This window comes from Photorhabdus caribbeanensis (assembly GCF_018448885.1).
In the GTDB taxonomy this organism is placed as follows: Bacteria; Pseudomonadota; Gammaproteobacteria; order Enterobacterales; family Enterobacteriaceae; genus Photorhabdus; species Photorhabdus caribbeanensis.
Genome location: NZ_RCWB01000027.1, coordinates 14,668 through 29,870, shown reverse-complemented (window position 1 = coordinate 29,870; position 15,203 = coordinate 14,668). Strand labels below are relative to the sequence as shown.

The window sequence follows — 15,203 nt, the reverse complement described above, 5'->3', positions numbered from 1 at the left end:
GATTTAGATTGAGGTAATAAATGAGTATGAAAGGTCAAGAAACCCGTGGATTTCAGTCTGAAGTAAAACAACTTCTGCAATTAATGATCCATTCACTCTATTCCAATAAAGAGATTTTCCTTCGTGAACTAATCTCAAACGCTTCCGATGCTGCTGACAAATTACGTTTCCGTGCATTATCTGCTCCAGAACTTTATGAAAATGATGGTGAACTGCGCGTTCGTCTTTCTTTTGATAAAGAAAAGAGAAGCATCACAATTAGTGATAATGGCATTGGTATGACTCGTGATGAAGTCATCGATAATCTTGGAACCATCGCTAAATCAGGAACAAAAGCTTTTCTGGAATCTATTGGTTCAGATCAGGCTAAAGACAGCCAGTTAATTGGCCAGTTTGGTGTTGGGTTTTACTCTGCATTTATTGTGTCTGATAAAGTCACTGTACGTACTCGTGCCGCTGGAGCTTCAATTGATCAGGGCGTATTTTGGGAATCTGCCGGAGAAGGCGATTACACGATTGCTGATATTGAAAAAGAGACGCGCGGTACAGAGATCACCCTTCATTTACGTGAAGGAGAAGATGAATTCCTGAATGACTGGCGTTTGCGTTCTGTTATCAGTAAATACTCTGACCATATTGCTTTGCCGGTTGAAATTGAAACCAAAAATAAGAGCGAAGAAGAGGGTGAAGAGGATACAGTAACTTGGGAGAAGATTAATAAAGCTCAAGCTTTATGGACTCGTGGTAAATCTGAAATTACAGATGAAGAGTACAAAGAGTTCTACAAACATGTTTCTCATGATTTTTCTGATCCGCTGATCTGGAGCCATAACCGTGTAGAAGGTAAACAGGAATATACTAGCATGCTCTATATTCCATCTCAGGCTCCGTGGGATATGTGGAACCGTGAGCATAAGCACGGGCTGAAATTGTATGTCCAGCGTGTATTCATTATGGATGATGCGGAACAGTTTATGCCGAACTATTTACGCTTTGTCCGCGGTCTGATTGACTCCAACGACTTGCCGCTGAACGTTTCCCGTGAAATTTTACAAGATAATTCTATTACCCGTAATTTACGTAATGCATTAACCAAACGTGCATTACAGATGCTGGATAAACTGGCGAAAGATGATGCAGAAAAATACCAGCAATTCTGGCAACAGTTTGGTCTGGTAATGAAAGAAGGTCCGGCGGAGGATAGTACCAACAAAGAAACTATCGCTAAATTGCTGCGTTTTGCTTCTACTCATAATGACAGCTCGGCACAAACAGTTTCTTTGGAAGAGTATGTTAGTAGGATGACCGAAGGTCAGGATAAGATCTACTACATCACCGCAGACAGTTATGCTGCGGCGAAAAACAGTCCTCATTTGGAGCTGTTCCGCAAGAAAGGTATTGAAGTTCTGTTGCTGTCAGAGCGCATTGATGAATGGATGATGGGATACCTCACTGATTTTGATGGTAAAAAATTCCAGTCAGTCAGTAAAGCTGATGAATCCCTGGATAAACTGGCAGATGAAAACAAAGCCGGACAGGAAGAAATTGAAAAGCAGTTGGAGCCGTTTGTTGAGCGTGTGAAAACATTGCTAGGTGAGCGAGTAAAAGAGGTTAAATTGACCCACCGTCTGACGGATACTCCAGCAATTGTGACCACAAATGCGGATGAAATGAGCACGCAGATGGCGAAATTGTTTGCTGCGGCTGGTCAACAAGTGCCGGATGTTAAGTACAATTTTGAACTGAATCCTGAGCATCAGTTGGTAAAACTGGCTGCGGATATCAGTGATGAGGCTCAATTTGCGGATTGGATTGAACTGTTGCTTGATCAGGCGCTGTTTGCTGAGCGTGGTACATTGGAAGACCCAAATCAGTTTATTCGCCGTATGAATCAGCTGTTATTGTCTGAAAAAGCTTGATTTAACTATATTTCTTGATAACGATTGTAAACCACGCCTCTAATAATAAGATGGGGCGTGGTTTATTTTTACAGAAAAATATCACGAAATCGTTTACTGGTTTCCTTGAGCGAACCCCATGCTAAATGGTATGGTGATTCGTTTTCTTAAAATATAAAAACTAACTAGCAAGGGGATTTACGCAATGCGTATTATTCTGCTGGGCGCTCCGGGCGCCGGTAAAGGGACTCAGGCGCAATTTATCGTAGAGAAATATGGGATCCCTCAAATTTCTACTGGCGATATGTTGCGTACTGCGGTTAAGGCTGGCACAGAATTGGGTTTAAAAGCGAAAGCGCTGATGGATCATGGTAAGCTGGTTACTGATGAACTGGTTATTGCTTTGGTCAAAGAGCGCATCAAACAAGATGACTGCCGCAATGGTTTCTTGTTGGATGGGTTCCCCCGTACGATTCCCCAAGCTGATGCAATGAAAGAAGCGGGGATTAATATTGATTATGTTTTGGAATTCGATGTTCCCGATGAACTGATTATTGAACGTATCATTGGGCGCCGTATACATGCGCCATCTGGCCGTGTTTATCACATCAAATTTAATCCGCCGGCAGTGGAAAACAAGGATGATGTTACGGGTGAAGAATTGACCATCCGTAAAGACGATAACGAAGATATCGTGCGTAAACGTTTAGTTGAATACCATCAACAGACAGCACCTTTAGTATCCTACTATCAAAAAGAAGCAGCGGCAGATTATACCAAATATTTTAGAATTGATGGTACTCGTAAGGTATCTGAGATTAGTGAAGAATTATCTAAAATTTTGGATTAATCAACCTGAATGATTCTTAGAAGGCGACTAATAAGTCGCCTTATCTTATATTATTTATTTACTGTATCAGGTAAATTAGTCGGTTTTTCCTCATTGTTTTCGTATATAAACATGATTTTCATCTGTACTTTATTATGCTAGGGTTTTCACCATCGAAACAATTAAGGATCGACATAATGAACAACGGTAAATATGGTGTTTTATTAGTTAATCTTGGTACTCCTGATAAGCCAACAACTGCGGCTATAAGACGTTATTTAGCCGAGTTTCTGAGCGACAAAAGAGTCGTAGACTTATCTCGATTTATCTGGAAGCCAATATTATATGGTTTTGTTTTGCCTTTACGTTCTTCACGTGTAGCAAAGTTATATCAGAAAATTTGGACTGATGAAGGTTCTCCTCTGTTAGTATATGGCCGTCGGCAACAGAAATTACTGGCAGAAAAACTTGCTGACATCCCTGTTGAACTGGGAATGAATTATGGCTCTCCATCTCTTGAGCAAGCGATTGACAACTTACTTAAGCAGAATGTTGAACAATTGATTGTTTTGCCGCTTTATCCCCAATATTCCAGCTCCTCATCTGCGGCTGTATTTGATGGTATCAGTCGGGTATTGCAAAAATACCGCACCATTCCTGGGATTCACTTTATTCGTAATTATGCTGATCATCCGGCTTATATTTCTGCACTGAAAGAGACTATTGAGCAGAGTTTCGATAAGCATGGTCAACCAGACAGATTATTGTTTTCCTACCATGGTATTCCGCAGCGTTATGTTGATACGGGTGATATTTATGCAGAGCAGTGTAATTTAACAACACGCTTACTAAAGCAAGCAATTAATTATCCAGCGGAGCGGGTAATGGTGGCTTATCAGTCGCGTTTTGGTCGTGAACAATGGTTGACGCCATACATGGATCAAACAGTGAAATCCCTGCCTAATCAGGGAATAAAACATATTCAGGTGATTTGCCCCGGTTTTTCGTCTGATTGTCTGGAAACTTTGGAAGAGATAAAACAGCTAAATAAAGAGATATTTCTTAGTGCTGGTGGAGAAAAATTCGAATATATTCCTGCGCTTAACGACAATACTAGTCACATTTTACTCCTTGAAACGTTGGTCAACGGGTTTGTCAGAAACAGAAATGAATAGTGATAGGATTAATCTATCATTAGGGTTCATTGGTTTTTTAGGGTATATTGCTACACGGATGCTAGCCTGGTAGAAATGCCATACTTATTTCAGAGTAAATGGAAATTAACCTATGGGCTAGTGGGATGATGTTTTGTATATCGATTAGTAACAGCATATTTGAATTTGGATATAAATAATGAGTAATAAACCGATTAAAGGCACTAATTTCAGTGAAGAATATTTTAATTATTACAATTCAAAACAAGATGACGAAATTGATTTGTTTGAGTTATTCTCTGTTTTATTTCAATCAAAGTTATTGATTATTGCTGTTACTATTCTTTTTGCTGTTATTGGCTTTGCGGTAGCATCTTTGATGCCACAAAAGTGGAGCAGTTCAGCTTCTATTGTTAAACCTCAACTTGAAGAGATACAGCCACTTAAAAATATCCTGACTAAGTTCGAGGTTTTAAGTTTACAACCATCAGTAACTTCGTCGTCACTGTATAATAGTTTTTTAAATAATTTTAATTCACGGGTTTTACGTGAAGAATATCTGATTAAAACGGAATACTTTAAAAATCTGGTCGCTAAATCAGGTGATCATTCACCGCTTACAGAAAGAAAACTTATTGAAAAGATTGTGAATGATAATATTTCATCTTCTTCGAAAGTAGAAAAAGATGATGAAAATGGTGAAATTAAATTGACTTTCAGTGCTGAAACCGCAGAGGATGCATATAATCTGTTGAATGGTTATATTGACTATGTATCGTCTGTTGTCCATAAACAGGTGGAGAGTGAATTAAGCGATATGGTGCAACAAAAGCTTGCTTACTCTAAAGGTTTATATGATGTTGATTTAAAACGTGTAAATAATATACAGGAAGCCAATATTGAGCGATTGAAATATGCATTATCTATCGCTAATTCGGCAGGAATAAAAAAACCTATTTCCAGTGAAGGGGCGATGATCAAAGACGATCCAGATTATTCCATTGCTTTGGGGGCTGATGCATTACAGCGTAAGCTGCAAATTACGGAAGAGATCAAAGATCCAGCTTTGATTGACGCTGATTTACGTAATAGATTGTTTTATATAAATAAGTTGAAATCACTTACAATAGACAAAGTTAATTACCAACCATTCAGGTATATGCAGGCTCCTTATGAGCCAACGGCGAAAGATTCACCGAAACGTCTACTTATTTTAATAGGCAGTGCTTTCTTTGGGTTGATCTTGGCTGTAGTGTTTGTTCTGATTCGTCATATGGTACGTAGTCGTCAGCAAGCGGCTTAGTACTTTCCTGGTAGTAAATGTCCCTGGCAGTAAATGTCGTAGTGACATTTGCTGCCTGTTAGTTTTTATTGTGCTAATATGCTGCATCTTTTGGCGTCATAGCATCAATCAAAAATGAAATTCCCTGGTAAACGTAAATCAAAACACTATTTTCCCGTCAGTCTGCGTGATCCTTTACTCCAACCAATTAAAGAGATGATGGATGGGGAGAATAACCGAGCTTATATCGTTGGTATCGATCAGATATTAGTGGATATTGAGGCGAAAGTAGATGAAGATTTTATCCAGCGCTATAACCTCAGCCAAGGACATTCATTAGTTATTGAAGATGATGTGGCTGAAACCCTGTATAAAGAACTTACTGATAATAATCTTATTAGCCACGAATTTGCTGGCGGCACTATTGGTAATACTTTACATAATTACTCGGTTCTTGCCGATGATCGTTCCGTTTTACTGGGTACTATGTGTAGTAATATTCAGATTGGCAGCTATGCTTACCGCTACTTATGTAACACATCTAGCCGTACCGATCTGAATTATTTACAAGGTGTGAACGGAGCAATTGGTCGCTGTTTTACGCTAGTAACGGAAAATGGTGAGCGCACTTTTGCCATCAGTCCTGGGCAAATGAATCAACTTAAACCGGAGAGTATTCCTGAGAAGATCATTGCTGAAGCTTCTGCTTTGGTATTGACCGCTTACTTGGTTCGTTGTAAACCGGGAGAACCAATGCCAGAAGCGACTATGAAGGCCATTGAATATGCGAAAAAGCATAGCGTACCCGTCGTTTTGACGATGGGGACAAAATATGTTATTGCTGATAATCCACAATGGTGGCGTGACTTTTTAGTTGAGAATATTTCTGTTCTGGCAATGAATGAAGATGAGGCTTATGAGCTTACGGGTTGCAGTGATCCGCTATTAGCTTCGGATATGGCGTTAGATTGGGTCGATTTAGTTTTGTGTACTGCTGGTCCGGCTGGACTATATATGGCAGGTTATACGGAAAAGGATTACACGCGCCAGACAACTCATCCATTGCTACCGGGGGCTATTGCTGAATTTAACCGTTATGAATTCAGCCGCGCTATGCGTAAATCTGATTGCCAAATCCCAATGAAAGTTTATTCCCATATTGAACCTTATATGGGGGGGCCGGAAAAGATCATGAATACCAATGGGGCAGGTGATGGTGCTTTATCTGCTTTACTGCATGATATAACGGCCAACAGTCACCACAGAATGAATGTGCCTAATTCCAGTAAACATATCCGTACTTATCTGACATATTCATCACTTGCCCAGGTTTGTAAATATGCAAACAGAGTTAGCTATCAGGTATTGAGTCAGCATTCCCCACGATTAAGTCGTGGTTTACCTGAAAAAGAAGATAGTTTAGAAGAGTCTTATTGGGAACGATAATTCTAAAATTTTGGCGCCGTATTAATTTATTTCGGCGCCGAAATTTAGGTATAAAATCATTTATTAAGATTATGAATGATAATTAAAGTTTATTTTATTAAGAATAATGATTTTTTGTTGCATTGATAAAAGAAAAAATATTTTTTCTTATTTCATATCTGCTTGAATAAATTCACATAATATGTAAAAAATATTCTGGAATGGAATATTTATATCACTCAGATAGCAAAAATATGCAAATGAAGTTTTCTGTTTGTTTTTTGCTTTCAATTTATATTATTGTTTTATATATGATAATTACGCATGGTGGCACATTTGTAATATACCTAGATATCGCTAAAGTTATCAGTCAGACTCGTGCTGATTTAATGGTTTCTCTAATTTTTCTATTTATTTTATGAGGGATCAGATGGAGGATGAATTTGGACTAAAATCACAATTTTTAAAAATCTTGGAACTGATTTTTCAGTTGTTGATTTTAATAATTATAATCAAGATGATTGGCTAGAGGATACTCTTTTATTAGTAATATACTGAAATGATACTAACTGTGTATTGAAATGATATTCTTTATATATTGAAATGATATCGACCATATATAGAAATGATATTAGTTATATATGGATTGGTGCTGCTATATTCTAGAAATAGCCCCTAGGCTGATACGGAGTTTCATATTTTTTTGTATAGTATTGATATGTGAGTTAGTGTTTTCTGATACTAATTCCGATAGCGAAATTTTATCGATTATTAATAACTTAGAAGGATCATTTATTGAAATACCTTTTGTTTACTGTAATTATTTGATTTTGTGGCCTATATTAGGATTGGTTTTTTGTATCTTTTATTATTGAATTGGAGTTATTGAGACTACTAACATTTAAAGAAAATACGCAGCTAATAGATATTAAATGAAAGTCATAGTATTTAATGACTATAACTTATTATTGCTAATTTAAAGAAATGGAGGAACGTGATGAAATTTTTTATTAAAAATTTCCTATTATATTTCAAATAATTAATTATTATCTATAACAGCCATTGAGGATACTATGAATAGTTACTACGATTATATAAGAATTGCCAGTATGGTGAGTATGGTCTTAATTATGCCGGGACCAACCAATACTCTTTTGGTATCATCTGGATATTCACATGGTTTTATTAGTACACTCAGGCTGATATTAGCTGAGGCATTAGGTTATATAACAGCAATTAGTTTGTGGGGGTTATTTTTATCTACACTCTCTCATGCTTTTGTATGGTCACTCGTCGTCTTAAAAGTTTGTGCTTCGACATACATTGCTTTTCTGGCTTTTAAAGTTTGGCATTTCTCATTAGACAAGAATGTGGCGAAAATCCATTTTGTCACGGTATTATTTGCCACGTTGCTGAATCCCAAGGCTTTTGTGTTTGCTACATATATATTTCCTCTTACTGCATTTACTTTGTGGTCAGAATACATTCCATGCATGGCGGTTTTTGTTTGCGCGTTATTGCCTGTTTCTTTAATTTGGGTGGGGGTTGGGAAAATGCTATATGCAGGAAAACTGGGAAAAGGGAGTTTAAAACCTGATTTGTTTTATCGTCTTGCTTCTTTAGTGTTATGTGTTTTCTCAGTTTCAATGTTTTACTCGTCAATGAAAGGTGTTTTATATCTTTGACGTAATGAAATGTTTGATATTACGACTTTTCGATTAATTTTTGCTGTACAGAATTGAGTAGCTCGATACTGTAACTGAAAGCTTTGTTTCCTCTGAGCCGTTCTTATTACTGGTACTTTAAGTGATAAGAACGCTTCATATGGTTCACTATAAAATAGAAGAAAAACCCTATTCGGTAACGAATAGGGAATTATTCCATCAACAGTCGCATTTTCTCAAATTAATGGCAAAAAAGGCGACGCAGGGGGAGGCTCAGTCGGATAGCCTTGCTTACTGTTGGCTAATACACTTGCCATTGTTTTGGCAATTTCATGCTCGCCAATAATAACGTGGCTAGCTCCACGCTCCGTAATATAGGCAACTTCATCGTCATAGTCAGCTCGGACAATGATATTAATATCTGGGCGTGCTTCTCTTGCACTAGCGACAATCTCACCTGCTTCATAGCCATTAGGAATGGTCAGTAAGAGGGAACAAGCGCAATCCAAGCGTGCCAGTGACATAATATCTTTACTGGCAGCATTACCCATGACTGCACTGATACCTTGTTCACCGAGTTCCTCAAATTTGGCTCTGGTGTTTTCAATAACAACCAGAGGAATCTCTTTTTCCTGCAAGCGTTGGCATAGTAAGCTGCCGATACGTCCGTAACCGACAACGATAGTGTGACCGCAGATATCGACAGGAATTTGCGTCTCTTCCTCCAGCGTTTCTTCTAGTAACTGTTCCTCAATAGTTTCTGTTTTTTCCAGATAGCGGTCCAACAAGCTAAATAGAATTGGGTTTAGCATGATAGAAACAATCGCGCCAGCCAGAACAAGGTTACGGGCATTGGCATCAAGCAGGCCGAGTGCGACTCCGAGACCAGCCAGAATAAAGGCAAATTCACCGATTTGCGCCAGACTGACTGAAATTGTCAACGCGGTCCGGCGTGAGTGGCCGAACATCTTTACGAGTAACATTGCAGCCGCGGACTTGCCAATAATAATGATTGCCAACGTTGCCAATATCGATAGTGGTTGTTGAATGAGGACCATTGGATCGAACAGCATGCCGACAGAAACGAAGAACAATACGGCGAAAGCATCTCTAAGTGGCAGCGTATCCTGGGCGGCACGGTGGCTTAGTTCTGATTCGTTTAATACCATACCGGCGAAGAATGCACCCAATGCGAATGAGGCATCAAACAGAGCAACAGCACCGTAAGCGATACCCAAGGCGATAACCAGTACGGCAAGGGTAAATAGCTCTCTGGAGCCGGTACTCGCGGTTTTTGCCAGCACCCACGGAATTAGACGGCGGCCAACGACAATCATCAGCAGGATAAAAGCGATAACTTTGCCGACGGTCATGGCGAGTTCCATAACTAACTGCCCGATATTGGCTTCTTTATTACCAAGAATACCGGCAGCCGCGGGCAGTAAGACCAGCGTCAGCACCATCGCCAGATCTTCAACAATCAACCAGCCAATAGCTATTTGACCTCGTTGGCTATCGATCAGTTGGCGCTCTTCTAACGCTCGTAACAAAACAACGGTACTGGCGGTTGATAGACAGAGGCCAAAGACGATACCGCTAAATAGTTCCCAACCCAATATTGCTGATAGCCCTACTCCGAGTAGGGTTGCGACCAGTATTTGTGCAATAGCGCCGGGGATAGCAATGGATTTTACGGCTAGCAGATCTTTGAGTGAAAAATGCAGTCCGACACCAAACATCAATAAGATGACACCAATTTCTGCCAGCTCGGGGGCCAGTGATGCATCAGCGACAAAACCAGGAGTGAAAGGACCAGCGAGTACTCCCGCAGTAAGATAACCAACCAGCGGTGAGATTTTCAGGCGTTGTGCCAGCATACCAAGCAGATAAGCGATAAAGAATCCGCCAACGATAGTGGTGATAAGTGGTGTCGAGTGCTCCATTAAGACTCCTTCTTGCTGAGGCTAGTAAATAGCATAGTGAAGAGGTAGGTGTAACTTTATTTTATAGATAATTCGAGGTAAATTCGCTAAAAAAATGAATAAAACATCAAAAAATATGGATTGAAAGGATTAAATTACCCGTAACAGGGATTTGTGTTGCTCTATTTGAATATTTATGAGGTAAATAAGCACTATTCCCACATAAAAAGTAACTTTTACGTGGGGTTTTATGATGATTTTTCTAGTTCTTATCTTCTATATTAGGTAATAAAGCGGTAAATATGCCGAGTAACGGCAGAAAAGCACAAATCTGATAAACCAGTTCAATACTTGTTCTGTCCGCAATATCACCAAGTACCGCTGCGCCAATACCTCCCATACCAAAAGCCAGGCCAAAAAACAGGCCGGATACCATCCCGGTTTTACCTGGAATAAGTTCCTGAGCGTATACCAGGATTGCAGAGAACGCAGATGCCAGAACCACACCAATAATCACTGATAGAATACTTGTCCAGTACAGAGAAGCGTAAGGCAGAACTAATGTAAAAGGCGCAACTCCGAGGATAGATATCCAGATAACGTACTTTCTGCCGATCCTGTCACCAATCGGTCCGCCAATAATGGTTCCGGCTGCAACTGCGAATAAAAAAATAAACAGATGAAACTGGGCGCTTTGTACGGAAATGTCAAATTTGTGTATTAAGTAAAAAGTATAATAGCTACTGATACTAGTGAGATAAAAATATTTGGAAAATATTAAGATGAGTAAAATAACTAAGGAACCTATCACGGTTTTTCTTGATAAAACTTTGACGGCGAGGTCAGTTTTGGCTTGATTTTTCTTGATGTAATTTTGAGCATTATACCATTTACTGATCTGTAGCAGCATGATGATACCGAGTAATGCCGCCAGAGAGAACCAGCCAACGTTGCCTCTGCCATAGGGAGCAATAAACACAGCAGCGAGCAAAGGCCCAAGGGCGCTGCCAAAATTACCGCCGACTTGAAAAAGAGATTGAGCTAATCCGTGGCGACCACCGGATGCCATACGTGCTACGCGCGACGATTCCGGGTGGAATACCGCAGAGCCTGTTCCAATTAATGCAGATGCTAATAGAATTAATGGGAAATTGTTGGCGTAAGCCAGCAGTAATAGACCGGATAAAGTGAAACTCATTCCAATAGGTAATGAATAGGGTTGTGGATGTTTATCAGTATAAAGACCTATCAGTGGTTGTAATAAAGAGGCGGTAATCTGATAGGTTAGTGTGATCATACCGATTTGCACAAAATTTAGGTTGAATTCTAATTGTAGTAAAGGATAAATCGCCAGAATCAGCGATTGGATCATATCGTTCAATAAGTGTGAAACACTGATTGCACCAAGAATAGTAAAAACAGTATTCCTGGTTTTTCCTATGGAAGATGGGACTACAGTGGTATTGCTCTGTTCACTCATATTCGCAGCCAACTTATCTTAATCATGTAGCCAATATATAGGTTATTTGTTGAATTTTAATCCATATTAGTCAGAGAATTGATTTTTTACTATCTTGGATATAGTTTTATAGTACACTCGCAAAGATGAAATAAAACGTGTTCTAAATACCTAATAACTGCATAACATACATAGCCTATCTCAAGAAATGATCAATTTATCCCGCCTTGTTAGCTTTTGAAGCTGTTTCTGCATGGCAATTCACTAAAAAAGCATGGAGATATACCATGAAATGCTCGTTCAAGACCTCAGCTTGTGCTTTGGTTGTATCTATAGCGCTACTTCCAGCAATTGCAAAAGCATGGGAGAAAGACAAAACCTATGACATTACCATCTTGCACACCAATGACCATCATGGTCATTTTTGGCATAACGATTATGGTGAGTATGGTTTGGCCGCTCAAAAAACGGTAGTTGATGAGATCCGTCAGGAGGTCGTGAAAAAAGGTGGTAGTGTGTTGCTACTTTCCGGCGGAGATATTAATACCGGTGTACCAGAATCTGATTTGCAAAATGCTGAACCTGATTTTAAGGGCATGAATTTGGTTGGCTATGATGCAATGGCATTGGGGAACCATGAGTTTGATAATCCTCTGTCAATACTGCGTCAACAGGAAAAATGGGCAAATTTTCCATTTCTGGCTGCCAATATTTACCAGACAAGCACCGGCAAACGTTTGTTCAAGCCTTATACCATTTTCGATAAACAGGGTGTGAAAATTGCTGTTATTGGCTTGACGACTGATGATACGGCGAAAATCGGTAATCCGGCTAATTTTCCTGATGTTGAATTTCGTGTTCCGGCGACAGAAGCCAAAATGGTGGTTGAAGAACTTAAGAGAGATGAAAAGCCAGATGTGATTATTGCCGCAACCCATATGGGGCACTATGACAACGGTAATCATGGTTCTAATGCGCCGGGTGATGTTGAAATGGCGCGTAGTTTGCCTGCGGGCTATCTGGATATGATTGTCGGTGGTCATTCACAAGATCCGGTCTGTATGTCTGCGGAAAATAAAAATTATAAACAGATCGATTATGTGCCAGGAACGCCGTGTTCGCCGGATCGTCAGAACGGTACTTGGATTGTTCAGGCTCATGAGTGGGGTAAATATGTTGGTCGAGCTGATTTTCAATTCCGTAATGGTGAATTGACGCTGACTCACTATCAGTTGATCCCTATTAACCTCAAAAAGAAAGTGCAGAAAGCGGACGGTTCTACTGAACGTGCTTACTACACTCATGAAATTGCACAAAACCCGGATATGTTAAAGTTGTTGATGCCTTATCAGGATAAAGGTGATAAACAGCTTGGTGTAAAAGTGGGTTCTATTGAGGGTAAATTGGAAGGGGATCGCAGCAAAGTTCGTTTTGTTCAGACTAATATGGCTCATGTTGCTCTTTCTGCCATGATGGAACGCGCAGATGCTGATTTTGCGATTATGAGTGGTGGTGGTATTCGTGATTCAATTGAATCAGGCGATATCACTTATAAAGATGTGTTGAAAGTGCATCCATTTGCTAACACATTGGTTTACGTTGATATGAAAGGCAATGAAGTCAAACAATATCTGGCGGTGATTGCCAATATGAAAGTTGACTCCGGTGCTTATGCACAGTTTGTGAATGTTAGCCTGATTGCAGATGGTAAAGGTGTTAAAGAGGTAAAAATTGGTGGAAAGCCACTAGAGCCGAATAAAACTTACCGTATGGCAATGCTTGACTTTAATGCTATTGGTGGTGATGGTTATCCACGTGTTGATAATTATCCAACCTATGTCAACACCGGTTTTGTTGATGCAGAAGTTTTGAAAGACTATATCGAGAAGCATTCACCACTGAAAGCGACTGATTATGAGCCAAAAGGTGAAATTATTCATCAATAATCTCTGACAGAATGATAAATCGAAAGGGCTGCAATTTTGGCAGCCCTTTTTGGGTAATAATTTAAACTTTTGCAATATCAGCGAAGTTGCCTCTCACTAACCTACAGAGATCAGACGGCGCCAATTCAATATCTAATCCTCGTTTACCACCAGAGACAAATATAGTTGGGAACTGTTGCGCTTGATTATCAATAACCGTTGGCAAGAGTTTTTTCTGCCCTAACGGACTGATTCCGCCGACGAGATATCCTGTCACTTTCTGAGCGATTTGGGGATCAGCGATTTCTGCTTTTTTGACTTTAAAAACTTTGGCAACCTTTTTTAAGTCCAGCTCACTTGAAACGGGGGTGACGGCTACCACCAAATTTTTAGCCTCACTATTGAGTGCAACCAGTAAGGTTTTGAATACTTGCCTGGCATCGAGTCTTAATTTCCTCACGGCTTCATCACCAAAGTTATGTTCATTTGTGTCGTGCTCATAGGTATGAAGAGCGAAGCTAACTTTCTGTTTTTCTAACAAAATGATCGCAGGTGTCATAATTTCATTACATAGGATGATTTTGTAATTAAGAATAAAGGATGAAATGGAATGATGGAATTGATAATCTGACTATGGCTCTGTTGCTTGTATACAAACAGGTAATATCCCGCACTTAAGAACAACAAAAATGACAGATTATTCCTCATATGATTGGCCAATATTATTATAGTAATGTATGTAATATTGGCCTTTTTTTAATGTTATTCTTCTGCCAGCATCTTGGGCAAATTCCCTTCACCATACAGATGCAAAACGCCAACAGCAACGAGGTATCGACCGGCAGGTAATCCCCGTAAACACTTATTCCATCGTTTATTACGTTCAGTCATCAATAGTTGGTATATCTCTTTACTAAAAGTGGTTGGTAAAGCATGCTCTTGCTGTTTAGGTTGATAGTCCATCCACCAACTGATCATGGTTTGTAAAGCGCGGGCATTTGCGTGCCAATGGGTTAATGTATCTTCCAATAGTGGCAGGCCGTTATTGGGAATTTGATTAAGTAAATTAATTTGTGATTCAGTACCTTCCAGTTCAATGATCGTTTTCCCTAGAGCTTTGGCTGCATTCAGGAGTTGATAATCGATACCGTATTGGGGATGTAATCCAAGGTTTTGTGCTTGTCCAGCTTGTAAAATTAAAGCGATTTGCCATGAGGGTAATAGATTGAGGAATTCTTCTTGCTGTTGGATTTCATGGCAACAGTCCTGAAAATTCTGATACATCTCAGAAGATAAACGTTGTTCGATACGGTGATATGATTGAAACTCATCATGAAATGGGGAGTCTGCCTGAGTAATATCTGCTTCCACGATTAATGTATCGGATTGATTAAGCTGTTCTATCAATATTTCTGAAAGTGGGAACATATTTTCCGTACCCATATGAATACTGCCTACTAGATGCAAATGTCTATCACCTGCCAGTGTAATATCGTGAGCGGGATAGGGATAACGGTGGAAGGCATTGATTCCTAATATATTGGTAAGGTGTTTAATCAGTCGTCCCATTTTAGCTCCGGTTTAGCATTTATTCTTTAAACTAGCTATTTTTCTAGGTTAATATTACAACTGTATCTCTATCCAT

General features: G+C 39.5%; 11 protein-coding genes. 7 read left to right on the top strand and 4 right to left on the bottom strand.

Going from position 1 to position 15,203, the window contains the following annotated elements:
• The first annotated feature begins 26 nt into the window (after positions 1-26).
• From htpG to EAE90_RS16565, 6 genes are all read left to right on the top strand, one after another.
• Positions 27-1,919, top strand: a complete 1,893-nt coding sequence (gene htpG, locus EAE90_RS16590; protein WP_214054440.1) for a molecular chaperone HtpG — start codon at positions 27-29, stop codon at positions 1,917-1,919.
• A gap of 184 nt (positions 1,920-2,103) precedes the next feature.
• A complete protein-coding gene (gene adk, locus EAE90_RS16585; RefSeq protein ID WP_214054409.1) occupies positions 2,104-2,748 on the top strand; it encodes an adenylate kinase in 645 nt (214 codons plus the stop codon).
• A 176-nt stretch (positions 2,749-2,924) separates the two neighbouring features.
• Positions 2,925-3,902, top strand: coding sequence for a ferrochelatase (hemH, locus tag EAE90_RS16580; protein ID WP_214054408.1), 978 nt, complete (start codon positions 2,925-2,927; stop codon positions 3,900-3,902).
• Between the two features lie 178 nt (positions 3,903-4,080).
• Positions 4,081-5,184 carry an LPS O-antigen length regulator Wzz(fepE) gene (gene wzz(fepE), locus EAE90_RS16575; RefSeq protein ID WP_214054407.1) on the top strand — a complete coding sequence of 368 codons (1,104 nt, stop codon included), beginning with the start codon at positions 4,081-4,083 and terminating at the stop codon, positions 5,182-5,184.
• Positions 5,185-5,298: 114 nt separating this feature from the next.
• A complete protein-coding gene (locus EAE90_RS16570; protein WP_214054406.1) occupies positions 5,299-6,609 on the top strand; it encodes an inosine/guanosine kinase in 1,311 nt (436 codons plus the stop codon).
• A 1,052-nt stretch (positions 6,610-7,661) separates the two neighbouring features.
• The gene (locus EAE90_RS16565) at positions 7,662-8,273 is read left to right on the top strand and encodes a LysE family translocator (protein WP_214054405.1); all 612 of its coding nucleotides are present in this window, start codon (positions 7,662-7,664) and stop codon (positions 8,271-8,273) included.
• A gap of 215 nt (positions 8,274-8,488) precedes the next feature.
• On the opposite strand, the gene ybaL is transcribed toward EAE90_RS16565, so the two are convergent.
• Positions 8,489-10,195, bottom strand: a complete 1,707-nt coding sequence (gene ybaL / locus EAE90_RS16560; protein WP_214054404.1) for a YbaL family putative K(+) efflux transporter — start codon at positions 10,193-10,195, stop codon at positions 8,489-8,491.
• Positions 10,196-10,436: 241 nt separating this feature from the next.
• Positions 10,437-11,654: an MFS transporter gene (locus EAE90_RS16555; RefSeq protein WP_214054403.1), complete on the bottom strand. Its 1,218-nt coding sequence runs from the start codon at positions 11,652-11,654 to the stop codon at positions 10,437-10,439.
• 266 nt (positions 11,655-11,920) lie between these two features.
• Between EAE90_RS16555 and ushA the strand changes: the two genes are divergently transcribed.
• A complete protein-coding gene (gene ushA / locus EAE90_RS16550) occupies positions 11,921-13,579 on the top strand; it encodes a bifunctional UDP-sugar hydrolase/5'-nucleotidase UshA (RefSeq protein ID WP_214054402.1) in 1,659 nt (552 codons plus the stop codon).
• Between the two features lie 61 nt (positions 13,580-13,640).
• Here the strand turns inward: ushA and ybaK are convergent, their stop codons facing one another.
• Both ybaK and EAE90_RS16540 read right to left on the bottom strand, forming a co-directional pair.
• On the bottom strand, positions 13,641-14,117 hold the full coding sequence (gene ybaK, locus EAE90_RS16545; RefSeq protein ID WP_214054401.1) for a Cys-tRNA(Pro)/Cys-tRNA(Cys) deacylase YbaK: 477 nt from the start codon (positions 14,115-14,117) through the stop codon (positions 13,641-13,643).
• Positions 14,118-14,320: 203 nt separating this feature from the next.
• Entirely contained in the window at positions 14,321-15,127 is an 807-nt protein-coding gene (locus EAE90_RS16540) for a TraB/GumN family protein (RefSeq protein ID WP_214054400.1), read from the bottom strand.
• Between the last annotated feature and the right edge of the window lie 76 nt (positions 15,128-15,203).

Bases quoted from the DNA above. Each gene is read 5' to 3' on its own strand.
- hemH (WP_214054408.1), top strand. From the start codon at position 2,925: ATGAACAACGGTAAATATGGTGTTTTATTAGTTAATCTTGGTACTCCT.
- ybaK (WP_214054401.1), bottom strand. From the start codon at position 14,117: ATGACACCTGCGATCATTTTGTTAGAAAAACAGAAAGTTAGCTTCGCT.
- htpG (WP_214054440.1), top strand. From the start codon at position 27: ATGAAAGGTCAAGAAACCCGTGGATTTCAGTCTGAAGTAAAACAACTT.
- EAE90_RS16555 (WP_214054403.1), bottom strand. From the start codon at position 11,654: ATGAGTGAACAGAGCAATACCACTGTAGTCCCATCTTCCATAGGAAAA.
- EAE90_RS16565 (WP_214054405.1), top strand. From the start codon at position 7,662: ATGAATAGTTACTACGATTATATAAGAATTGCCAGTATGGTGAGTATG.
- EAE90_RS16540 (WP_214054400.1), bottom strand. From the start codon at position 15,127: ATGGGACGACTGATTAAACACCTTACCAATATATTAGGAATCAATGCC.
- ushA (WP_214054402.1), top strand. From the start codon at position 11,921: ATGAAATGCTCGTTCAAGACCTCAGCTTGTGCTTTGGTTGTATCTATA.
- ybaL (WP_214054404.1), bottom strand. From the start codon at position 10,195: ATGGAGCACTCGACACCACTTATCACCACTATCGTTGGCGGATTCTTT.
- adk (WP_214054409.1), top strand. From the start codon at position 2,104: ATGCGTATTATTCTGCTGGGCGCTCCGGGCGCCGGTAAAGGGACTCAG.
- EAE90_RS16570 (WP_214054406.1), top strand. From the start codon at position 5,299: ATGAAATTCCCTGGTAAACGTAAATCAAAACACTATTTTCCCGTCAGT.